At 40.3% G+C, this 22,446-nt stretch carries 18 protein-coding genes; 14 read left to right on the plus strand and 4 right to left on the minus strand.

What is annotated here, in order from left to right; translation table 11 throughout:
- Positions 1-44: 44 nt before the first annotated feature.
- From AB5217_RS22065 to AB5217_RS22105, 9 genes are all read left to right on the plus strand, one after another.
- Complete coding sequence (locus tag AB5217_RS22065; RefSeq protein ID WP_004311232.1) at positions 45-1,121, plus strand: sensor histidine kinase; 1,077 nt, start codon at positions 45-47, stop codon at positions 1,119-1,121.
- Positions 1,118-2,197, plus strand: a complete 1,080-nt coding sequence (locus tag AB5217_RS22070) for a sensor histidine kinase (protein WP_032845329.1) — start codon at positions 1,118-1,120, stop codon at positions 2,195-2,197. Before AB5217_RS22065 ends, AB5217_RS22070 begins: the two co-directional genes overlap by 4 nt.
- Positions 2,194-2,910 carry a LytR/AlgR family response regulator transcription factor gene (locus AB5217_RS22075; protein ID WP_032845328.1) on the plus strand — a complete coding sequence of 239 codons (717 nt, stop codon included), beginning with the start codon at positions 2,194-2,196 and terminating at the stop codon, positions 2,908-2,910. The genes AB5217_RS22070 and AB5217_RS22075 overlap by 4 nt, the downstream gene beginning before the upstream one ends.
- A 64-nt stretch (positions 2,911-2,974) precedes the next feature.
- On the plus strand, positions 2,975-3,523 hold the full coding sequence (locus tag AB5217_RS22080; protein WP_004304159.1) for an RNA polymerase sigma-70 factor: 549 nt from the start codon (positions 2,975-2,977) through the stop codon (positions 3,521-3,523).
- A gap of 84 nt (positions 3,524-3,607) precedes the next feature.
- Entirely contained in the window at positions 3,608-4,777 is a 1,170-nt protein-coding gene (locus tag AB5217_RS22085; RefSeq protein ID WP_032854266.1) for a FecR family protein, read from the plus strand.
- A 10-nt stretch (positions 4,778-4,787) separates the two neighbouring features.
- Complete coding sequence (locus AB5217_RS22090) at positions 4,788-8,165, plus strand: TonB-dependent receptor (RefSeq protein WP_032845326.1); 3,378 nt, start codon at positions 4,788-4,790, stop codon at positions 8,163-8,165.
- Between the two features lie 26 nt (positions 8,166-8,191).
- Positions 8,192-9,649, plus strand: coding sequence for a RagB/SusD family nutrient uptake outer membrane protein (locus AB5217_RS22095; protein ID WP_032845325.1), 1,458 nt, complete (start codon positions 8,192-8,194; stop codon positions 9,647-9,649).
- A 24-nt stretch (positions 9,650-9,673) separates the two neighbouring features.
- A complete protein-coding gene (locus AB5217_RS22100; RefSeq protein ID WP_032845324.1) occupies positions 9,674-10,840 on the plus strand; it encodes a metallophosphoesterase in 1,167 nt (388 codons plus the stop codon).
- Between the two features lie 20 nt (positions 10,841-10,860).
- Positions 10,861-12,000 carry a metallophosphoesterase gene (locus AB5217_RS22105; RefSeq protein WP_032845323.1) on the plus strand — a complete coding sequence of 380 codons (1,140 nt, stop codon included), beginning with the start codon at positions 10,861-10,863 and terminating at the stop codon, positions 11,998-12,000.
- 108 nt (positions 12,001-12,108) lie between these two features.
- On the opposite strand, the gene AB5217_RS22110 is transcribed toward AB5217_RS22105, so the two are convergent.
- The 3 genes from AB5217_RS22110 to trxA all read right to left on the minus strand — a co-directional run bounded on the left by AB5217_RS22110 (position 12,109) and on the right by trxA (position 15,310).
- Positions 12,109-13,359, minus strand: coding sequence for a glycosyltransferase (locus AB5217_RS22110; protein WP_032845322.1), 1,251 nt, complete (start codon positions 13,357-13,359; stop codon positions 12,109-12,111).
- A 19-nt stretch (positions 13,360-13,378) separates the two neighbouring features.
- Positions 13,379-14,596, minus strand: a complete 1,218-nt coding sequence (locus AB5217_RS22115; protein ID WP_032845321.1) for a radical SAM/SPASM domain-containing protein — start codon at positions 14,594-14,596, stop codon at positions 13,379-13,381.
- A gap of 216 nt (positions 14,597-14,812) precedes the next feature.
- Positions 14,813-15,310, minus strand: coding sequence for a thioredoxin (gene trxA / locus AB5217_RS22120; RefSeq protein ID WP_004326629.1), 498 nt, complete (start codon positions 15,308-15,310; stop codon positions 14,813-14,815).
- 512 nt (positions 15,311-15,822) lie between these two features.
- Here trxA and AB5217_RS22125 point away from each other — a divergent pair.
- The 5 genes from AB5217_RS22125 to AB5217_RS22145 all read left to right on the plus strand — a co-directional run bounded on the left by AB5217_RS22125 (position 15,823) and on the right by AB5217_RS22145 (position 19,923).
- Positions 15,823-17,220: an RtcB family protein gene (locus tag AB5217_RS22125; protein WP_032854264.1), complete on the plus strand. Its 1,398-nt coding sequence runs from the start codon at positions 15,823-15,825 to the stop codon at positions 17,218-17,220.
- A gap of 43 nt (positions 17,221-17,263) precedes the next feature.
- Positions 17,264-17,971, plus strand: coding sequence for an RNA ligase family protein (locus AB5217_RS22130; RefSeq protein WP_004304139.1), 708 nt, complete (start codon positions 17,264-17,266; stop codon positions 17,969-17,971).
- 2 nt (positions 17,972-17,973) lie between these two features.
- The gene (locus tag AB5217_RS22135; RefSeq protein WP_032845319.1) at positions 17,974-19,083 is read left to right on the plus strand and encodes an AAA family ATPase; all 1,110 of its coding nucleotides are present in this window, start codon (positions 17,974-17,976) and stop codon (positions 19,081-19,083) included.
- A 145-nt stretch (positions 19,084-19,228) separates the two neighbouring features.
- Positions 19,229-19,474 carry a hypothetical protein gene (locus AB5217_RS22140; RefSeq protein WP_004300538.1) on the plus strand — a complete coding sequence of 82 codons (246 nt, stop codon included), beginning with the start codon at positions 19,229-19,231 and terminating at the stop codon, positions 19,472-19,474.
- A complete protein-coding gene (locus tag AB5217_RS22145) occupies positions 19,474-19,923 on the plus strand; it encodes a WG repeat-containing protein (RefSeq protein WP_004326633.1) in 450 nt (149 codons plus the stop codon). The genes AB5217_RS22140 and AB5217_RS22145 overlap by 1 nt, the downstream gene beginning before the upstream one ends.
- Positions 19,924-20,893: 970 nt before the next feature.
- On the opposite strand, the gene AB5217_RS22150 is transcribed toward AB5217_RS22145, so the two are convergent.
- Positions 20,894-22,393: an L-lactate permease gene (locus AB5217_RS22150; RefSeq protein ID WP_004326634.1), complete on the minus strand. Its 1,500-nt coding sequence runs from the start codon at positions 22,391-22,393 to the stop codon at positions 20,894-20,896.
- Between the last annotated feature and the right edge of the window lie 53 nt (positions 22,394-22,446).

Here is a 22,446-nt window from a genome sequence, read left to right on the forward strand (position 1 = left end):
TCTTCGTCCCCGGAGATAAAACATCTTCCCTGATTAAATACACGATGGCTGAAACAATAACAACAGACAATAAATCTACTTTATTATATCGATTCCTCGTTAGTCCGGAACTTCGATGGGCGCGTTATCTGGTGCTTATTATGGTGTTGGCTACCATATCATTCAATCAGGTTTTTATTATATTCCTCGATTATCGGGATATATTGGGAGGATGGATTTATACATTCACTTTCTTATATCTACTGACTTATATAGGAGTTATTTATCTGAATCTTTTCTGGCTCTTTCCAAAGTTTTTGCTGAAAAGACGCTATCTAACCTACATATCCTTACTTTCAGTAGCAATGATGCTTGCCCTGGCAATACAAATGGCAACGGAATATGTATCTTATTCCTGCTGGCCGGAATTTTACGAACGTGCCTCCTATTTCTCCATACCTATAGTGATGGATTATATATCTTCTTTCATGTTGTCCACACTCTGCATGATAGGAGGAACAATGACCGTTCTCCTGAAAGAATGGATGATAGATCATCAACGTGTCTCACAAATGGAAAAGGTTCACGTTCTTTCGGAAGTGGAACAGCTAAAAGAACAAGTCAGCCCCGAACTTCTTTTCAAAACATTGCATCATTCGGGGGAACTGACATTGAGCGAACCGGAAAAAGCTTCGAAGATGCTGATGAAATTAAGTCAACTACTTCGCTATCAGCTATATGATTGCAGCAGAACAAAGGTATTGCTTAGTAGTGAAATTAATTTCCTGAATAATTACCTGACCTTGGAACAGAATTCTCAGGCACAATTCAATTATGAACTGCTTGCGGATGGAGAAGTAAATAGAACACTGGTTCCACCCTTGCTTTTCATTCCATTTGTGCAATATATTGTAAAATCAATCAACGAACAGCGAACATCAATCCCTGTTTCTCTCAAAATCCATTTGAAAGTAGAAGAGAACACAATTATATTCACTTGTCTTTGCCTACAAGTGAATCTTTTGGAAGATAAAGGACTTGAAAGAATCCGCCAAAGACTGAACTTATTATATGGCAATCGTTACAGACTATTCCTGACGACAGAAAGCATCTGGTTGGAATTGAAAGGAGGTGAAGTATGAACCTGAATACAGAACATAGAAGAATGGAAGATAAAAGCGTTACAGCTTTTCTGCTAAGTCCTCATTACCGGACATGTAGACATCTGTTACTGCAAATAATAGTTCTTTTGATGACTATTAATGTCTTTTGGTACGAACCTTTGCAGTCAGTTTCTTTTTGGCGGCGTTTTGGTGGATTCCTGGCATATTTTGTTTCCATTAATACGGTAATCTATATGAACCTGTATATATTAGTACCCTGTTTTCTGTTGAAGAACCGTTTGGGGCACTATGTCCTGGCGGCTGTCCTGACGAATTTGGTAGTCATCGTCTTCCTTTCAGTCACCCAGGGATTACTCTTTGAAGTAATTCTGCCCGGAAAAGATCCTGGCAGATTCGCTACTTTCATTAATACTTTTTCGGGGATACTGACCATCGGTTTTGTTACCGCAGGTTCGGCAGCCATATCCTTGTTTACCCATTGGTTGCGTTATAACCTGCGTATTGACGAACTCGAGTCCACTACTTTGCAATCCGAACTGACATTTCTGAAGAATCAGATTAACCCGCATTTTCTTTTCAATATGCTGAATAATGCCAATGTCCTGATAAAGAGAAATCCGGAAGAAGCTTCCAAAGTACTTTTTAAACTGGAAGATTTGCTACGGTATCAGATTAACGACAGTTCGCGTGAAAGAGTTTCATTGGCTTCGGATATCCGTTTCCTGAATGACTATCTGAATTTGGAAAAGATACGCCGTGACAATTTCCAGTTTACGTTGAGGCAGGAGGGAGAAGTGGATTCCATTTGGATTCAGCCTTTGTTATTCATTCCTTTTGTGGAAAATGCGGTGAAACATAGTTTTGATAGTGAGCATTCTTCGTATATCCATGTCTTTTTTAAGGTGGATGCTCACCGACTGGATTTCCGGTGTGAGAATTCTAAACCGGCTGTTGCAGTCCGGCAGGGTAAAGTCGGTGGAATCGGACTTGCCAATATCCAGCGTAGGTTAGGATTACTGTATCCTGAACATTATAAGTTGGAACAAAGAGAAGATGAAAATCTCTATTCTGTAATTTTAAGTATAACATTATGAATTGTATCATTGTAGATGATGAACCCTTGGCACGTGAGGCCATGAAGTTATTGATAGAAGAATCCGATAACCTCCAGTTGATAGGCAGTTTTAACAGTGCTGCAACTGCTTCCGACTTTATGGAGCAACAGGGAGTCGATCTGGTTTTTCTGGATATTCAGATGCCTGAGATTACAGGAATAGAGTTTGCCCGTACAATTTCCAAAAAGACACTGGTTATTTTCACCACAGCCTATACAGAATACGCGTTGGATAGCTATGAAGTAGATGCAATCGACTATCTGATTAAGCCTGTCGAAGCGGAACGTTTTCAAAAGGCGGTGGATAAAGCGTTATCCTATCATTCTCTATTATTGAAAGAAGAAAAAGAAGCTATCGAAACGATTGTTGCCGCTGAATATTTCTTCGTAAAGGCAGAGCGCCGGTATTTCAAGGTGAATTTCTCCGATATTCTCTTTATTGAGGGATTGAAAGATTACGTCATTCTTCAACTGAACGACCAGCGTATCATTACTCGCATGAGCCTGAAAGCCATATTCGATTTATTACCAAAATCTATTTTTTTGCGGGTGAATAAATCCTATATCGTCAATACCGATCACATCGAGTCATTTGACAATAATGATATATTTATAAAATCGTATGAAATTGCTATCGGTAATAGTTACCGGGACGACTTCTTTGAAGGTTTTGTAATGAAACAAAGATTGTGATTTTTCATTTTTGTTTGGTTACATAATTTTCAAATGGTATATTTGTAACCAAAATAAAGAATACGTGATTGGCACAACAGACTATATTAGTATTAAGTTAACTGATGAGACGCAGTTTCGTTCTATATTCGACAAATATTACATATCTCTATGTATGTTTGCTAATCAGTATGTCGAAAATGATGCATTAGCGGCTGATATTGTTCAGGAGTGTTTTGTGAAGTTGTGGCAGTTGCGCGATGATTTCATGTATGTGCATCAGATTAAATCATTCCTCTACACGTCGGTACGCAATAAATCTTTGAATGAACTGGAACATACCAAAGTCATGAACGAGTATGCACAGAAAGTTCAGGAAATGAGTAAAGACTCTTTTTTTCAAGACAAGGTCATTGCAGAAGAAAGTTACCGGATATTGGTGGATGCCATTGAAAAACTGCCACCGCAGATGAAAAGCATTATGCAACTGGCACTTGAGGGAAAAAGCAATCCGGAAATTGCTGAAACACTGAATATTTCCGGTGAAACGGTACACTCCCAGAAAAAGATTGCCTACCGTAAATTACGCGTATATTTGAAAGACTATTACTACCTGGTTTTTTACTTTTTATAGTTTCTTTTAAAAAAAATCATTTTAATACACCCTGATTTTCAATTCACCTGTTTTAGTATAAACAACGATTAAAACATGTGAATTATGATAAACCAACATTTCTATATTGCAAGACTCATTGCCAGATACTTATCTGATGAAATCGAGGAAGAAGAACAGGCGGAACTGACTCGGTGGAGAAATGAATCGTCCGAAAACGAACGCCTTTTTCGGGAAATCTGCAAGGAAGAGAACATAAAGCAGAATATGCAGAAGCGGCAAACTTTCCATACAGAGGACGGATGGGAGGGAGTGCAAAGAAAAATCCAACGCCATCGGTTCAGACATCGGATACTGAATATATGTAAATATGCTGCTATTTTCATTTTTCCGGTGGTTGTTGCTACTGTGGCAATATATAAGAGCGGTAATGAACCCCAGCCGTTATCTCAAGTAGCGGAACAAATTGTTCCGGGTGGTAAGAAAGCCGTTCTTATTCTGGATAATGGAGAAGCAATTGATTTGAAGTCTACCTCCGGCGTGGAATTGAAAGAAAAAGATGGTACAGTCATTCAGGTGGATTCTACAGCATTGAATTATCAGCAGGCTCCCGCCCGGACATCCGAAAAACTTGCATATAATAAGGTAAACGTTCCTCGTGGTGGTGAATATCAGCTGACGTTGAGCGATGGAAGTAAAGTACAGTTGAATTCTATGAGTTCCATCCGTTTCCCTGTTCAGTTTGCACAGGATTGCCGTCTGGTAGAATTGGAGGGAGAGGCCTATTTCGAAGTAAGCAAAACCGGACAGCCTTTTATTGTACAAACCAAAGGGATGAAAATAGAAGTATTAGGAACTACTTTTAATATATCAGCTTACGCAAACGAAGAATATCAAACTACACTTGTCAGCGGTTCGGTAAAAGTACAGACTGAAAATGGAAGCAACCGGATTCTGAAACCATCGGAACAGGCTTGTATTACTCCGGGCAGCAACCAGATCAATGTACGCAATGTAGATACTGCATTTTATACTTCATGGATACATGGAAAGATCAATTTCAAGGACCAGCGATTGGACGACATCATGAAAACTCTTGCCAGATGGTATGATATGGATGTAGTCTATGAGAATGAGGCGACGAAAGAGTTACGCTTCGGTTGCTATGTTAACCGCTATAATGAGATTACCCCATTGGTGAAATTGTTGGAGCAAACGGGTAGAGTAACTGTCACAGTAGAAGGAAAAACTATCAAAATATTCACTAATCATTAATCCCTGTTTTATGGAAAAACTACGTAATGTTGCCAGATTTGGGAAATATGGAAAACGTCTTTGTATGATGTTCCTTTTTCTCTGTATTACGACTTCAGGGCTGATGCGCGCATCTGTATTCGCACAGACCACGGTTACAGCCAAATTCAGAAATGTAACACTGAATGAAGTTCTTTGGGAAATTCAGAAACAAACGGACTTTACCTTTATCTACAGCACAAATGATGCAAAGAAAGTCAGAGTGGAAAATCTGGATGTGAAGAATGAACTGATTTCTGAAGTGCTTAACAAATGCCTGCGAAATAGCGGACTGACTTATACGGTTCATGATGGAGTAATTGCCATCCGTAAGGCTGAACCCGTTAGGACGGAAACTGTTGCACGTGAGAAATATACGATTACAGGGAAAGTAATTGAAGATAGTGGAGAGCCGATAATCGGAGCTAATGTCATCGTGAAAGGTACAACTAACGGTATGATGACTGATATGGACGGTAATTTCCATCTGGAAGTTACAGACAAGAAAGTGACTCTGATGGTTTCTTATATCGGTTATACGTCACAGGAGGTAGTTGCAACTCCCGGCAAGCCGATGAGCATAATCCTGAAAGTGGATAATAACCTGTTGGACGAAGTGATTGTAACGGGATATGGTACTTTCAAGAAATCGGCTTATGCAGGTTCTGCCAGTATCGTAAAGACAGATGCTGTGAAAGATGTGCCTAATGTATCTTTCCAACAGATGTTGGAGGGGGCGGCTCCCGGTGTCAGCGTAAATACCGGTTCGGGTATACCGGGTTCGTCAACGTCCATCCGTATCCGTGGTATGGGTTCGTTTAATGCCTCCAATTCTCCGCTGTATGTAGTGGATGGTGTTCCCGTATTGTCGGGTAATATTGGTGCATCTGGTAGTGATTCCGGTTTGGATGTAATGTCTACCTTGAATACATCGGATATTGAAAGCATCACTGTTATCAAGGATGCCGCTGCTGCTTCACTTTATGGTTCACGTGCAGCGAATGGAGTTGTCATTATTACTACGAAACAAGGAAAAGCAGGTAAACCGGTCTTTAAATTGAAATCGGATTGGGGATTCTCTAATTTTGCCATGCCTTTCCGCGAATTGATGGGCGGACAGGAACGTCGTAACCTGATCCACGAGGGGCTTCGAAATTATGCTTTAACTTATAGCGGTAAGACCGATGATGAGGTGGGACTTCATCAGGGGATGACCGAGAATGAAGCATGGGCTTATGCCGATTCGAATATTGACCAGTATGCACCGATCCCTTGGTGTGGTTTTGTGAATTGGGATGATTATCTGTTCCGTAACGGTAGCCACCAGAATTACGAGTTTTCAGCTTCCGGCGGACAGGAAAAGATTAAATACTATACGTCCATCGGCTATATGAAGCAGGATGGTGTTACGATAAACTCCGGTCTGGAACGTATTTCTGCACGTTTGAATGTAGACTATCAAATGGCTAAATGGATGAATATCGGTGCAAAGATACAGTTCTCCAAAGTGAATCAGGATACTTATTCGGAAGGGACATCGTATACTTCTCCAATTTACGGTACGCGTAATGGAGCCACACCGTCTGACCCTATATGGAATGAAGACGGCACCTGGAACCGTGCATTAATCAAATTGGATGACCGTAACCCGATGTTATCAAATTCTTATAATTTTAAGAGAGAATATGCGACTCGTTCTTTCAATACCGTATATGCATCATTCGATATTTGGAAAGGAATCAAGTTTGCGTCTACATTCAGCTATGATTTTGTGATGAACAAGTCTCGTGCATGGAAAGACCCGCGTACCAGTGACGGTGACGATGATAACGGGCGTTTCAGCAAAGATTATAATGATATTACCAATATGACATGGTCTAATATTCTGACTTATCAGACAAAGATCAAGAAAAAACATAATCTGGACCTTTTGGCTGGTTATGAAATCAACAGTAAGGAGTCGGATGGACTGGGAACTACTATCTCTAATTTTGCACGCTGGGATAAACCGGAAGTCAACAATGGTGTAGTGTATCAGAGTATGGGAGGTTCTAACAGTACGACGCGTATTGTCTCTTATATTACACGTGCCAACTATGATTATGACAACAAATACTATCTGGGAGCGAGTTGGAGAACAGACGGAAGTTCGCGATTGGCAAGAGAGAATCGTTGGGGAAATTTCTGGTCATTGTCCGGTGCATGGAGAGTGAGTAGCGAGAGTTTTATGAAACCTCTTCAGAACTGGTTAAGTGACCTGAAACTTAGAGTTTCTTACGGTGTGAACGGAACTCTGCCGTCTTCTTATTATGGATATATGGGATTGAGCAGTCTGACTAGTAATTATAACGATAATCCGGGTATCACGCAGTCGCAACTGAAAAACAAGGAACTGACTTGGGAAACCAACTACAACTTCAACTCCGGTATCGACTTGGGATTCTTCGACAACAGACTGAATGTTACATTTGAATATTACGTTCGTACAACGAAAAATCTGCTTTACAGCCGGCCATTATCTCTTGCAACAGGTTTCTCAAGTTATCTTGCCAACATAGGTAAATTACAAAACAAGGGATATGAATTGGAAATTCGTTCAACTAATATCGAGACAAAAGATTTTCGTTGGAGTACTAGTTTGAATCTGGGACATAATGCCAATAAAATCCTGAAGTTGGACGGAGATTTGAAACAAGTAACCAGCGGAACATCTATTCATAAGGTAGGTTTGCCCTATTCTACCTATTATATGATTGAATTTGCAGGCATCGACCCGGCAGACGGTGAACCGATGTTCTATAAGAATACGACGGATGAAAATGGAAATCTGAACAAAGAAACTACTAAAGATCCGCGTAGTGCGGAAAAAGTGATACTGCAATGTGCCGATCCTACTATCACCGGTGGACTGGGTAACAGCATCTCTTATAAGTGGTTTGATCTGAATTTTAACGTGAATTTCTCTTTTGGGGCATGGAACTATGACGGCGCGGCAGGCAAACTGGAACACGGTGGCGATGGAACGCTGAATATTCCTATTTATTACCGGAAACGCTGGCAGAAGGAGGGTGATGAAACGAGTATTGAACGTTTTGTAGTCGGTAGATCAATTTCCATGACCGATTATGCTACCACACGTCGTTTATACAGTGGAGATTATGTTCGTCTGAAGAATCTGACTTTCGGCTTTACACTGCCGAAGACATGGACCCGGAAAGTGGGTATCGACAATATACGTCTGTATGCATCGGGCAATAACCTGTTAACTTGGGCGGCATACGATTATATTGACCCCGAATCGGGTTCATCACCTAGTTGGGATACTCCTCCGATGAGAACCTATACATTCGGTTTGGAAGTGAAATTCTAAGTGCATTAATCTATAAATGAATAAGTATGAAAAAGATAAAATATATAGCTTTAGGTGTCTTTGCAACCTTATTGAGTAGTTGTGGAAATGACTGGTTAGATTTGCAATCTTCCACAGCTATAGAAACCGATGGTTCATTGACCGAATTAAGAGATTTTGAATTTGTGCTGAACGGTGCATACAGCAGTATGCAGTCATCCAGTTATTATGGAGCAGATATGTTCTGTTATGGTGATTTGAGGGGAGATGACATGAAATCTTATAAGTCTTCCAGCACCAATGTCAGTTTCTATACATTCAAGTACAATAAGACGAATGGACCTAGTGGTTTCTGGGGGATGTACTACGGTATTGGTAAGAACCTGAACATTTTATTCCGGGATATTGAAAAGATAAAGCTTGTTCCCGATCGGGAAATTACAACTCCGAAACTGGAGAAGCTGACAGAGCAGGAATATTATAATGACTTGAAAGGAGAGGCTTTGGCAATACGTGCCTTGTTGCTGTTCGATATGACACGTATTTACGGGTATCCTTATCTGAAAGATAACGGGGCATCACTGGCTGTGCCCATTATTGATAAAGTGGTAGAAGATAAGAATATCAAACCTTCCCGCAATACGACCGCCCAATGTTATAAGGCCATCACAGACGACCTGACAGATGCGGTGAAGCTGCTTCGTCCGGTAAAGAAAGAGGGTAAAATCAATAAATGGGGGGCAATGACATTATTAAGCCGGGTTTATCTCTATATGGGGAATGACAAAGAGGCATACGATGTGGCTGCCGAAGCTATCAAAGGTGCGGAAAAACAAGGCTATAAGTTGTGGACCAATGATGAATATGCCAAGATATGGGCTACTCCGTTCAATAGTGAACTGTTGTTCGAAATTGTGAATCTGACAACTGATAGTCCGGGAAAATCATCCATCGGTTATCTTAGCACCAAATATAATCTGATAGCTACCGAAAAGTATTGGAAAGACTACATGAAAGACAATTCCGATGATGTTCGTAGTCAGATGGTGTCTACGGCAAGTAGCAGTAAACCTTATTGCTTGAAATATCCGGCACAAGGTTCTAAATCGTATGAAGATGCCAATATCCCGGTTTTCCGTCTGTCGGAACTCTATCTGAATGCGGCTGAAGCTGCGATTAAGAGGAATGATATACCTAATACGCGCAAGTATCTGAAACCTATTTATGCACGTACGGGTAAGGATCTGGATGCTGTGGCGGATGAAGGTATAAATCTGGATCTGGTGCTTGAACAGCGTCGCATTGAATTCTGGGGAGAGGGACAACGTTTCTTTGATTTACTTAGAAATAACAAGAAAGTGATACGTGAAGATTATTTGAGCGAAGTTCCCAATGAAGCAGTAGAGTTTGATTGGAGTTATTATAAAATCGTTCTTCCTGTTCCTAACCACGAAATGGAGTACAATGAAAATATGGTTCAGAATCCGGAATATGAATTGCATTAATTAACGCATTAACGTATAGAAATTATGAAAAAGATATATAGCATCTATTTCCTTTTGGGTTTGTTCATCACGGCCTTTTATTCGTGCGGGGAAGATCTGACTCCCGTGGGACCGGATATAGCTGAAATCACTCATTTCCGTAATGATGGTCCTTACCTTTTCTATGAAAACGGTAGACTTAAAATTCTGGAAGTGACTAAAGATAATGCATTGAACATTCGTGAAGAATCCGGATTACCGGCCGGATTGAAACTGGATGTGTATTCGGATGATAATCAGCTCCTTTTTCAGGTACCCATTAATAAGATTGAGAATTTTGAACGTCCGGCATGGGAAAACCGTACCGAGTATGCTAAAACATTTGCCGTATCCGACCTTCACGGGCGTTTCGACTTGTTTGCCGCTATTCTGAAAACAGGGGAAGTGATTAATGATAAATATGAATGGATATATGGCAGTAACCATTTGGTGATTGATGGTGATATTTTCGATCGTGGAGCAGACGTACTTCCTATTTTATGGCTCATATACAAATTGGAATTTGAGGCGAAAACTGTTGGCGGCAGAGTGACAACCATCTTGGGGGATCACGAAGAAATGATAATGCGTGATAATCTGAAATATACGTATGCCAAGTACAACACTCTTTCGCAAAGAGCGATGAACATGACCTATGGAAAAATGTGGGGACTGACGAATGTGATGGGTAACTGGCTGCGTTCTAAAAACACCATTCAGATTGTAGGTGAAAACCTTTATGTTCATGCAGGATTGAGTAAGGTGTTTATGGAACGCGAAGAGACAATTCCCGAAATCAATGAACTGGTGAGCAAGAGCATTTACCTTTCAAAAGAGGAACGGAAAAAACAATATCCGGATATTGCCGATTTCCTTTATAGTGATAGTTATAACGGTCCGTTGTGGTATCGTGGAATGGTTAAGACTGGCAGTGAGTACAGTCCGATAAAGGAAGCGGATGTAGATAAACTTCTGGCTCAATATGATGTCAAACGTATTATTATCGGTCATACGGAAAATAGTCGTGTGAAGTATACCTATAATAAAAAGGTATATGATATTTGTGTTAACCATCCCAAAGCTTTTGAAAAAGAAACTCGTGCCGTGGTTATTGAAGGAGATGATATTAAAGCCATCAATGACGAAGGAGAATTAGTAACGATTAAAAAATAAACTTCAAGAAAGAAAAGAATATGAGCACTCGTTTTTTGAGATTATTTCTTTCTACTCTTGTTCTCGTTTTAATAAGTTCCGGCATTCAGGCCGGAACTTATCATTCAGGAGATAAGAAAAAAGAAAAATTATCTGGTGACGGACCTTATATACTCTATCAGGCAGACGGTAGTACGCGGGTTATTAATGTCAATAAGAAAGGACGGATTACAGACAAGACTTATGCGACATTACCTAAAGATTTCAGTTTCCGTGTGACGGACCATGAGGGACGATATCCGTTTGATGTAAAACTCCATCCATTGAAAAGACCGGAGTGGCAATATACCCGTCCGGAAAAAGTTTTTGTGATATCCGATCCTCATGGGCGGCTGGATTGTGTGATTAGTCTGTTACAAGGAAATGGAGTGATTAATGATAACTATCAATGGAATTTCGGTAGCAATCATTTGGTGATTATCGGAGATGTTTTCGACCGTGGCAAGGATGTACTGCAGATCTTCTGGCTGTTCTATAAATTAGAAGACGAAGCGGCTAAAGCGGGAGGTCATGTCTCTTTCCTTTTGGGAAACCATGAGGCTCTGGTGTTGTCCAACGATCTTCGCTATACAAAAGATAAATATAAATTGCTGGCAGAAAAACTGGGAGTGGAATATCCTTCATTATTCGGCACAAATACCGAATTAGGCCGTTGGCTTGCAACACGTAATACAATGCAAATCATTGGAACCGATTTATATGTACATGCCGGATTAGGAAAATTATTCTATGATAAGGACTTGAATATCCCCACTGTGAACGAGGAAATGAGCCGGGCACTTTTCATGAGCAAAAAAGAGCGTAAGGCGCTTTCTCCACTGACTGATTTTCTGTATGGTAATGACGGTCCGATCTGGTATCGCGGCCTGATGAGAGAAGATCCCAAGTATAAACCGTTGGTACAGGACTCTTTACAAATGATGTTGGATCGTTATATGGTAAAACATATCCTTGTGGGGCACACTATCTTCAAGGATATTTCAACCTTTTATAATGGTAAAGTCATCGCTGTCAATGTTGACAATAAGGAGAATCGGAAGAAAAAGCGTGGACGGGCTGTATTGATAGACAATGGAGTTTATTACGTCGTTGGTGACGACGGTGTTCAGAGAAAACTATAATAATTTCAAAGCTAAAGCCACAAGAACGATAGAGGTACAATGAAAGTAATTTACTTGCAAACCTTTATTGTTCTTGTGGCTTTTGGTATTCTATATAAATGTATTCATTTATATGTTTTTGTTTTTCATCACCACAGATTCTATAAAATCACAGAAATTATCCACAGACTTTTCATTGCGGATTTGTTTGGCTAATTCTATTGCTTTTGTTTTATACATGGGATTAGTTACCAAATCATTCACTTTTTCTTTTAATTCCCGGTCGGAAACTTTATTGATTTTGATGCATTTCGGTCCTATTCCCAACTGTTGAGCACGATAAGCCCAATAGGGCTGGTCGATGATTAGCGGCATGACAACTTGTGGTTTACCTGCACGGGCTACACTGTGTGTTGTTCCGCTTCCTCCATGATGCATGACAGCATCACAGTGAGGAAATATCAGACTGTGCGGAATGGTGTGTGTCAATAGGAAGATATCCTTATCGTTTGCTAAGGACTTTCCTGTACCCGACCAGCCGGAGCCGATAATCAACCGGAAATTCAGTTGTCGGCAGATATGGATTAACCGATTACAAAAAGCATCGCTTTCTTTTGCGCTGCAACTCCCTAATGTAAAGAAGATAACAGGTCTTTGTTCTTGCTGAATGAAATCCAGAAGTTGCTGATAGGCATCCGTATCATAGTGTAGTGCGTCATTGAAACAGTATCCTCCAATATCCCATTTATACTTCCAATCGGGATCTGTATTACCGAGATAACGGCTGTACAGCATATAATTAAAGGCTCTTTCCGTGGAATAATAACCGCAGTTCTTTAAAGGCTTCAGTCCTAACTGTTCCCGGTTCTTATTAATGGTTTTCTGCGTCATATAGTTGTTACCGATATTGAGCAGCTTCCAGATAAACCGGGGAGTGAAAATTGGATGAGGCTTTGGATAAGGGAAGATAGGAGGGGGGATATGCCTGCCGGGTATAAAAGGGGCAAAGGCAGTCCGGATAAATGGTTTCTGACAATAATCAGCAACACTGGCTGCTGCAAATTCGGAGTTGGTGGCTATCAGTATGTCATGCTCTTTCAGTAGAGGAATCAGTTGCTTGAACTGTACGTCAATCACATCGCGCATCCACTTTAGATAAGGTTTGGCTCCTTCCGATTTCTCTCCTGCTTTCGATACCATTCCTTGTATATCATCAAAATCCTGTAAGACATAATCCAGCTGATATGCTTTTGCTTCTTTTTCAAATATTTGTGGAAGATTCAATGTGACTTGATGCCCTCGTTTTATCAGCGCGGAGGCAATGGTCAGATAAGGATAGATATCTCCTTGTGATCCTCTGGTAACCAAAAGTATTTTCATGGCGGAACGCTTATAGTGATTAATTCCGGATAATGCCGAGCAGACGTAATTTTTCCCGGTCGAGGTGGTAATGCTCTTCCATTTTAGACATATTGTCCTCGCCGAAATCAATGGGTTTGTCGAGCTTGTTCACTTCACGATAACCTTTATATACTTTCTTAATCATTTTGCGAGGATTGAAAGTTAAGGAAGAAGTGATAAAGCAACCATGTGTACACCAGCAGTTTGCTTTATATCCATGTCCGATCGCTTCTATTTCTTGCTTCATAGCTTCACTTTGCATGATTTGCTGTACGTCGCAATCGTAATCTTTCACGTTGCCAAGCGGTTCACGCAATTCACAGGAACGGAATCGACCGTCATAATCAATAACCAATGTCGTTTCTCCTGCCGTACAGTCCATACCCCAGGGAGTTGGCTGGTCGATATTACTTGCCCGGATATCATATAAAGCTCGGATAATACCTATATAGAAGAACTTTGTGATAGGTTTGCGCAAACCGGAAGTGCTACTCACCATTCGTTTGGCATAAGCTCTATATATAGGGGCTGCTTCATCCTGAATCCGTCGGAGGGTGGATTCGTCCAATGCTTTGACTCCGTCTTCGCGGGTGACGCCACGGGCTGCTTCAATCGTATGAGTAGATAAATGGAAACGTCCATACATCCACGTCATGAAATCATTAATCTGGTCTATATTATATTTAGTGATAACCGTGGCTACATTGAGCAATACTTTTCCATCGTCTTTAAAATGTTCGCTTACTTTCCGTATGGTATCTGCCGCTTTATAAAAATTGCCCGGTACCCCTCGTTGTGTATCATGTGTATCTCCGAATCCATCCAGTGAGATGCTGACATTGATATTACAATCCGGACAGTTGATGCGGAACCGTTTCACCCATTCGATGACACGATCCGGTTTCAGTCCGTTTGTCGGCATATTGACATCTTTGATTTGGTTATTGCGGTAAAACATTTCAAGAATTTCAGGAAGATCTTCCCGGAGCGTCGGCTCGCCTCCAGATACCCACAACTTGTTGATTTCTCCGGCCGTCTCTGATATTTTCCTGATTTCTTCGAAAGTCAAATCCTTTTCTTTCTTAGCCATATCATTGGCATAAAAGCACATGGCACATTTGGCATTACACTTTCCGGTAACAAATAAAAAGATGGACTCTAACCTTCTTTCCGAATTCATAGAACGAAAAGAACTTCTTGTACGCTTGGTCTTCATATTATTAGAATATTGCTTTAATTATTGGCTAATACATATCTATATGAGACAAAAGTACATAAATCTTCAATTCGAAGTCCAGCGGTGAAAAGTAAAATTCTTACCTTTTCACTGTAAATGAATACCATAAGGCAACCTATTATAAAGAACTAGCCCTCTATCCATCTTCAAAAGACGAATAGAGGGTAGTCACCATGACGAGAAAAAAGTCGAAGTCTATTGCTTTGCTTCGTTATTTTGTTTCAGAAGAAATTCATCAATTGCTTTTTTAAGCTGGTCTTTGGGCATAGCTCCCTGCATGATTCTAGGTTCCTCTTTCATCGGAATCATCAATAAGGTAGGGATGCTGCGGATACCGAATGCCGCTGCTAGATCTTGTTCTTTGTCCACATCAATCTGGTAGATATCTACTTTACCGCTATATTCTTTGCTCAGTTCTTCCAGAATCGGGTGCATCACCTTACATGGACCGCACCAGGTAGCATAGAAATCTACGATAGCAGGACGGCTGCCCTCAAATTTCCAATCGTTCGGACTGGCTTCATAATTATATACTTTCTTTAAAAAATCGGCTTTATTTAATGCTACTACTTCCATTTTATTGTCCTCCTTTGTTGATTCATTACTCTTTTTATTTTCTCCGCTGTTGCCTGCACAAGCTGTGGTTGCCAATACAACGGCAAAAGCACTCAATAAACCTTTCATTAGTTTCATATACTATCTTTCTTTTTGTTTTCTCTGTTGCAAAGATAGGGGATATAAAGGGAGTAAAAAATAGCAATTTGACAGAAACTCTTGGCAAAACTTCCCTCGGATAGTTACCGAACGCTAAAATTTGTCTATTATTCTTTGGAGAAAATAAAAATAAGCACTACTTTTGCCGCGATAAAATGAGTATTCACCCTTTAAAAACAGATGGAAAGGGTATTAATTATGTTGGAGTTATAATATTTTCAAATTAGGACTAAGTTGTCTCGTCGGGAGGATGAGGCTTTGCAACTTACTGTTTTTACACTGAACCTATGGTTCTTATATTGACCGCAATTCTACTAACAAGCGGTAATCGTTGATTAGTCCTGCAATCACTTTTTATATTTTAAATTAATCACTTCAATGCGGTGGTGAGGTATTTCATATCCATATCCAAAGCATTGGTATCACGTGTATTGCATTGTTGTCTGCCGGTGAGGCCGACAGGGAATGCTGTATGCGAACGAAAAAAGAGTATGGGAATACGATTAAAAGATTTAAGCAAACTGGGATACCGGGATAATGTTGCCCGTAGTCTGGTAGTGGACATTGTGAGCAAACATTGCAAATACGACACTAAAGAACAGATTGAAATGACATTGAGCGATATACTCGAGCATCCCGAATTTTACAAAAATAATGAAATTTGGAATAAGCTGGCCGAACGCCTTTCGCCTACTATCATAGCGAAAGAGTTTATAGCTTATGATTTATTGGATGAGCCGTTGATGTATAAAACCTATGGAGGTAAATTTATCGAAACGCTTGCCAAACAACAGATGAACCTGGCTATGCGCTTACCTGTAACGGTGGCCGGAGCATTGATGCCTGACGCTCATGCCGGATACGGGTTACCTATCGGTGGAGTGCTTGCTACGGATAATGTAGTGATTCCGTATGCCGTAGGTGTTGATATCGGTTGTCGGATGAGCCTGACGGTATTTGATGCCAGCGCCGACTTCCTGAAACGATATACCTATCAGATGAAAGAAGCCTTGAAAGATTTCACTCATTTCGGTATGGATGGCGGATTGGGTTTTGAGCAAGAACATGAGGTGTTGGATAGGGAAGAATTCCGTTTGACGCCTTTGTTGAGAGATTTGCATGGAAAGGCAGTACGTCAACTGGGGAGTTCCGGTGGTGGCAATCATTTTGTGGAGTTCGGCGAGATCGCTCTGCAAGAAAATAACGTGTTGAATCTTCCAGAAGGAAATTATCTGGCATTGTTGTCACATTCCGGTTCACGAGGATTGGGAGCTGCCATTGCCAAACATTACAGCCTGTTGGCACGTGAAGTGTGCAGGCTTCCCCGTGAAGCACAGCATTTTGCCTGGCTGGATTTAAACACTGAAGCGGGGCAGGAGTATTGGATGAGTATGGATCTGGCAGGTGATTATGCCCGTGCCTGTCATGAGCGAATTCATTTGAATTTGGCGAAAGCATTAGGGTTGAAGCCGCTCGCTAATGTCAACAACCATCATAACTTCGCTTGGAGAGAGGAAATAGCACCGGGGCGTATGGCAATCGTGCATCGCAAAGGAGCTACTCCGGCACAGAAAGGACAAGCGGGATTGATTCCCGGTAGCATGGCTACTGCAGGTTATCTGGTTTGTGGCAAAGGGATGGAAGCTGCTTTAAATTCGGCTTCTCATGGAGCCGGCAGGGCGATGTCCCGCCAGAAGGCAAAAGATAGTTTTACGCAATCGGCTTTGAAGAAACTACTGTCGCAGGCGGGAGTGACTTTGATTGGTGGGAGCGTGGAAGAAATGCCACTGGCATATAAGGATATTGACAGAGTGATGTATACACAGGAAACGCTGGTGGAAGTGCAGGGTAAATTTATGCCTCGCATCGTTCGAATGAATAAGGAGTGATGTGATGAAAGAAATTAGTATTTAATTAAAAAAAAAGAAAGAAATGATATCAGAGAAATATGGTCGCACTTATCACTATCCGTTCTCTCCCGGAACGACTAGTGACGACCGGATTAACCATACGTATTGGGAGGACATCCAACGGATTCGGACATTGGTGCATACCGAGAAGCTGGATGGAGAGAATAATTGTTTAAGTCAGTGGGGTGTTTTTGCCCGTTCGCATGCTGCTCCTACTACTTCACCTTGGACGAGGCAACTGCGTGAGCGTTGGGAATTGATAAAGAATGATTTGGGTGATATAGAAATCTTTGGAGAGAATCTATATGCCGTACATTCCATAGAATATCAGCGATTAGAAACGCATTTTTATGTTTTTGCAGTCCGCTGTATGGATCAGTGGCTGTCGTGGGAAGAAGTAAAGTTTTATGCAGCTTTATTCGACTTTCCTACTGTTCCGGAGTTGAAGATAGAGTCTGTTTCCGGTTTGACACCGGAACTATTAAAACAGGAAATCATCCGTATGTCACAAGAACCGGCTATCTTCGGCTCTTGTGATCCGTGGACGAAAGAGGTTTGTACCCGTGAGGGAGTAGTCAGCCGCAATGTCGGAGAATATCCGGTAAGCGAATTTGCACATAATGTATTTAAGTATGTGCGGAAAGGACATGTTAAAACAGACGAGCATTGGACACGTAACTGGAAGCGTGCCCCGCTTGTTTGGGAATTTAATAATGAAAAGGAGGAATAAAGATGAATTGGAAATTGATAGAAGATAAATCGTGGTGCTCACTCGAACAACTGTTCGAGTGGGTGCGCGAAATGAATACTGTTCAGCAGGATATTCGTTATCATGCCGAGGGAAGTGTAGCCGAACATACCCGTATGGTGTTGGAGGCATTGCAGCAGTCTTCCGCTTATCATTCTCTTTCTACTTTGGAGAAAGAAATCATTTGGACATCTGCCTTGTTGCATGATGTTGAAAAACGTTCAACTTCCGTGGATGAAGGAGAGGGGCGGGTATCTGCTAAAGGACATGCCAGAAAAGGAGAGTACACTGTCCGCACTATTTTATACCGGGATTGTCCTGCTCCATTCCATATCCGGGAACAGATTGCATCTTTAGTCCGGTATCATGGATTACCTGTTTGGCTGATGGAGAAGCCTGACTCTGTGAAGAAACTCTGTGAAGCTTCTTTACGGGTAGATACTTTATTACTAAAGATGTTGGCCGACGCTGATATCAGAGGACGCATTTGTGAAGATAAGAATGAACTGCTGGAAGCACTGGAATTGTTTGAGATTTTCTGCCGTGAACAGGATTGTTGGAAGAAACCAAGAGGATTTGCCACTGATTATGCACGTTTTCATTACTTCCATACTGAAGACAGTTATATTGATTATGTCCCTCACGAACAGTTTAAATGTGAAGTGACGATGTTGTCAGGACTTCCGGGAATGGGGAAGGATTATTATATTCAATCTGCTGGCATAGATGTTCCGGTGGTGAGTTTGGACGTCATTCGTCGAAAACACAAATTGAGTCCTACGGATAAGTCTGCGAATGGATGGGTAGTGCAAACAGCGAAAGAGGAAGCCAGAACGTATCTCCGCAAAGGTCAGGACTTTGTTTGGAATGCTACTAACATAACTCGTCAGATGCGTGCTCAATTGATTGGTTTGTTTGTTGATTATGGTGCAAAAGTAAAGATAGTCTATCTGGAACAACCATACCACATTTGGCGTCAACAAAATAAAAGCAGGGAATATGCACTTCCTGAATCTGTTTTAGATAAAATGTTGGATAAACTGGAGGTTCCTCAACTGGCGGAAGCGCATGAAGTCGTATATCATGTGGTATAAGCAACGTGAAAAGTTGATAAAGGTGATTCTAGAGCCACTCATTTGATGATGAGAAATAGAATTGTTATTTGTTAGAAGAATTATTGTGTATCAGAATTATATCTGTTATATTTGAGAATATTATGATGGTTGTAATTCTGATATCATGGAACACATAGTTAAAACTTATATTTTACTTTTATTCTCTTTATTAGTATCTTCTATAGGATATGCACAAGAAGAGAACGATATCATATATATTCAGGAAGGGAAATGGGGCGTTATTTTGTGTGGTGAACGTGGTTATGCTTGGCTGGATAATAAAGGAGATACTATTTTCGGCTTTGGAAAATTACAGGAAATTTCAGCTGATGATGACTTTAATTTGGTCTTGGCTGAAAAAGCCTTGTAGTGAAGAGGCAGGATAAGGTGGGAGTGGTGATGAAGGATGGTGAGCAGCTAATTCCCTGCGAGTATGATTCGATTTCTTCATGGTGGGAATATGGGCCTTCCGCGCATTATGTTGTGAAAGATAAAAAAGTGGGAATTATTGATTATATCGGTAAAGTATTACTTCCTACAGAATATGATAGTTTGGATTATGTAACTAAAGATGTTGTAATAGTAACTAAGGATAGTAAATATGGAGCTGTTGATATAAATAATAGATTAGTGCTTCTTTTCGAATATGATGATATTAGATTTGATATTGAGGAATGGTGTGCTACAGGTTATGAGTATATTAGATATATTTATGTGCGTAAAGATAAGAGATATTATAAATATGATAGAGAAACACCTATTATGGAAGTGATGCTTCAGAAAAGTATAATAGATAAGATATTTAAAAATTATTTGTAGTTATATTTAACAGTTTCAAGGAAAGATGTGAGAGAGAATAAGTTGAAATCACCCTCACTACGCTAATGCTGTAGTAAAGGTGATTGCTTATTTCTGGCACTTTTCGTACGTTTTCTACCAAGAAGAACCGGTTTATATCAGTGCTTTACTGCTATTTTCTTCATCGGATCCTGCATTAAGTCGTTTCTGCAAATATTTTACATTCTCAAGATGTATATAGTTAACTAAGTACATCTGCTTAAACTGCCATGTGTTTTTTAGTAGTATTCACAATACTGTATGGATTTGAACTAATTCATAGTATAGGAGTTTGAACTAAACATTACATAATGAAAAAACTATCTATCATACTATCATTCATTTTAGTAATGTTTTAATTATCACTGTAATATCTATGCTAGATAGCTTTAAAAAAATGTATCTATCATACTTTTACCAGTAAAAACGGGTTACCTATCATCTACAAAATAGCCGTATAAATATCCTATAAGCATAAGACGGCTTGTTTTTGTCACAATGAAGCCATATAAATCCGAATATCGCAGCTCAAAAATCCCACTTAAACAGCGATAAATTTATAGCCCACAAGTGTGTGCTGCATAGCCCGCATATGTAGGCTGTATGGTTTACATGCGTGGGCTGTACGGCACACACTTGTGAACTATAGAAATACTGCCGCTCCTCATAGATAATTAAGCTGTCAAATACAGGTTATCACCCTATAAAGTGTGCATTCGTATGTCTTTAAATGGATTATCTCACCTAATGCTACACTAAAATAGATACAGTATAGGAATGATAGATGTTTTTTCCACTATGTATGACCGAATCCATACAGTTTCACTCATTTTCGCACTGTTTCATTCATTTCCGTGCAAAAACGAGCTAAATGTTTTAATATCTAATGGTTAAGCGGAAGTATTATCACGCTTTGTTAACAGTATTATTATCTTCTTCAATTTTAGGGTAATTAACTGAAAATATAAACAATAATTCCTGTAATCGCCACATATATTAAAGCATAAGGAATAGCTGCTTTCAGTATTTCACCTTCTTTTCCCTGTTGGTTTCCGGCAGAAGTAGCAATGGCAATACTTTGTGGAGAGATAATCTTACCCCCTGTAGCACCTACTGTATTTGCAGCAGACAGCCAATCCGGACTAACATGAATCTGTCCTGCCACACTTGCTTGCAACTTTCCGAAAAGGATGTTGGAAGATGTATCGCTTCCGGTGATAAATGTTCCCAAACAACCGATAACCGGAGCAAATAACGGATACAAACTTCCGGTAGCCGTAGCCAGTGCTGTGGCAATCACAGCGATCATTCCGGAACTATCCATAATAGTAGATAACCCCACGAGGCAGATAACCGTAATGAATGTTTTCTTCAACTGCTTCACGGTATTCCAAAGAACGATGAACAGATCTTTTACTTTAGCCCCCTGAATCAATCCACCGATAAAAGTACCGATGAAAAGCAATACTCCGGCATGAGTCAGCCAGGAAATAGTATAATTGACGGTGGACGCATTGATAGGCAGACTGATTCTCGTAATCCAATTGTTCTCTAAAGTATGACGCAATCCCGGAAAGAGCGGACTGGTCAGAATAATCAGAAACAGAATCAGTAAATAAATGCTCCATGCATTTAATATATCTTTCGTTTTCAGATGACTTTTTCGTGTTTTCTCTTCTTTGGATGCAGTAAGTTTTCCATAAATAACGATTACGATAATAGAAAGAATACTGCCGATTATGGCCGGAGATTCAGCACCCATATATTTTGCTGCCACATATTGGCTGGCTAAAGAGACTCCGCCTACCAATAAAGCCAGGAATATATTTTTCGGGAGCGATTTAAGTTTGGAGTCAGTAAGGAAAAGTAGAACCAGCGGAATCAGGAACATTAAAACGGATAATTGCAATACGACATTCGTACTAAGATGCAATACGTCCAAATTCGTTTCTTTGGCCAATACTAATACCGGAGTTCCGATTGCTCCGAAAGCAGTGGCTACACTATTGGCAATCAGACTCACCGTTGCCGAAAAGATAGGCTTGAATCCCAGACTGATAAGAATTGCCGCTGGAATAGCTACTGCTGTTCCGAAGCCGGCCATAGCTTCCAATAGACCTCCGAATCCCCAAGTCAGTAATAACACCTGAATACTTTTATCGGTAGAAATAGAAGCGAATTGCTGTTTGATAATCTCCATCTTTTCAGTTTTCAGCAATACATTATAACTGAAAATAGCCATCAAAATAATGATTAAGATAGGAGAGACAGCTTTTAATGCTCCATATAAAAAGGAGTAAAACAGATTGTCTACCGAGAAAGCGAAGCCGAAAAGAGCAATCAGCATCGTCACAATCAGAGAAATGATACTACTTTTATCACCTGACATTTTAAAAAATGCCATCAGTATAATCAACAGTAACACTGGAATAACAGCAAGGATCAAGGTCATAATTATCAGATTTAAAAAGTGGAACGTCGTTTATTATTGATATAACAAACGAA

This window comes from Bacteroides sp. MSSM.1001136sp1_RTP21357st2_D2_RTP21359_211015 (assembly GCF_040913205.1).
Lineage (GTDB): Bacteria > Bacteroidota > Bacteroidia > Bacteroidales > Bacteroidaceae > Bacteroides > Bacteroides ovatus.

Coding starts and splice junctions, on each gene's coding strand:
- AB5217_RS22065 (WP_004311232.1), top strand. CDS start 45: ATGGCTGAAACAATAACAACAGACAATAAATCTACTTTATTATATCGA.
- AB5217_RS22070 (WP_032845329.1), top strand. CDS start 1,118: ATGAACCTGAATACAGAACATAGAAGAATGGAAGATAAAAGCGTTACA.
- AB5217_RS22075 (WP_032845328.1), top strand. CDS start 2,194: ATGAATTGTATCATTGTAGATGATGAACCCTTGGCACGTGAGGCCATG.
- AB5217_RS22085 (WP_032854266.1), top strand. CDS start 3,608: ATGATAAACCAACATTTCTATATTGCAAGACTCATTGCCAGATACTTA.
- AB5217_RS22090 (WP_032845326.1), top strand. CDS start 4,788: ATGGAAAAACTACGTAATGTTGCCAGATTTGGGAAATATGGAAAACGT.
- AB5217_RS22095 (WP_032845325.1), top strand. CDS start 8,192: ATGAAAAAGATAAAATATATAGCTTTAGGTGTCTTTGCAACCTTATTG.
- AB5217_RS22100 (WP_032845324.1), top strand. CDS start 9,674: ATGAAAAAGATATATAGCATCTATTTCCTTTTGGGTTTGTTCATCACG.
- AB5217_RS22105 (WP_032845323.1), top strand. CDS start 10,861: ATGAGCACTCGTTTTTTGAGATTATTTCTTTCTACTCTTGTTCTCGTT.
- AB5217_RS22110 (WP_032845322.1), bottom strand. CDS start 13,359: ATGAAAATACTTTTGGTTACCAGAGGATCACAAGGAGATATCTATCCT.
- AB5217_RS22115 (WP_032845321.1), bottom strand. CDS start 14,596: ATGAAGACCAAGCGTACAAGAAGTTCTTTTCGTTCTATGAATTCGGAA.
- trxA (WP_004326629.1), bottom strand. CDS start 15,310: ATGAAACTAATGAAAGGTTTATTGAGTGCTTTTGCCGTTGTATTGGCA.
- AB5217_RS22125 (WP_032854264.1), top strand. CDS start 15,823: ATGGGAATACGATTAAAAGATTTAAGCAAACTGGGATACCGGGATAAT.
- AB5217_RS22130 (WP_004304139.1), top strand. CDS start 17,264: ATGATATCAGAGAAATATGGTCGCACTTATCACTATCCGTTCTCTCCC.
- AB5217_RS22135 (WP_032845319.1), top strand. CDS start 17,974: ATGAATTGGAAATTGATAGAAGATAAATCGTGGTGCTCACTCGAACAA.
- AB5217_RS22140 (WP_004300538.1), top strand. CDS start 19,229: ATGGAACACATAGTTAAAACTTATATTTTACTTTTATTCTCTTTATTA.
- AB5217_RS22150 (WP_004326634.1), bottom strand. CDS start 22,393: ATGACCTTGATCCTTGCTGTTATTCCAGTGTTACTGTTGATTATACTG.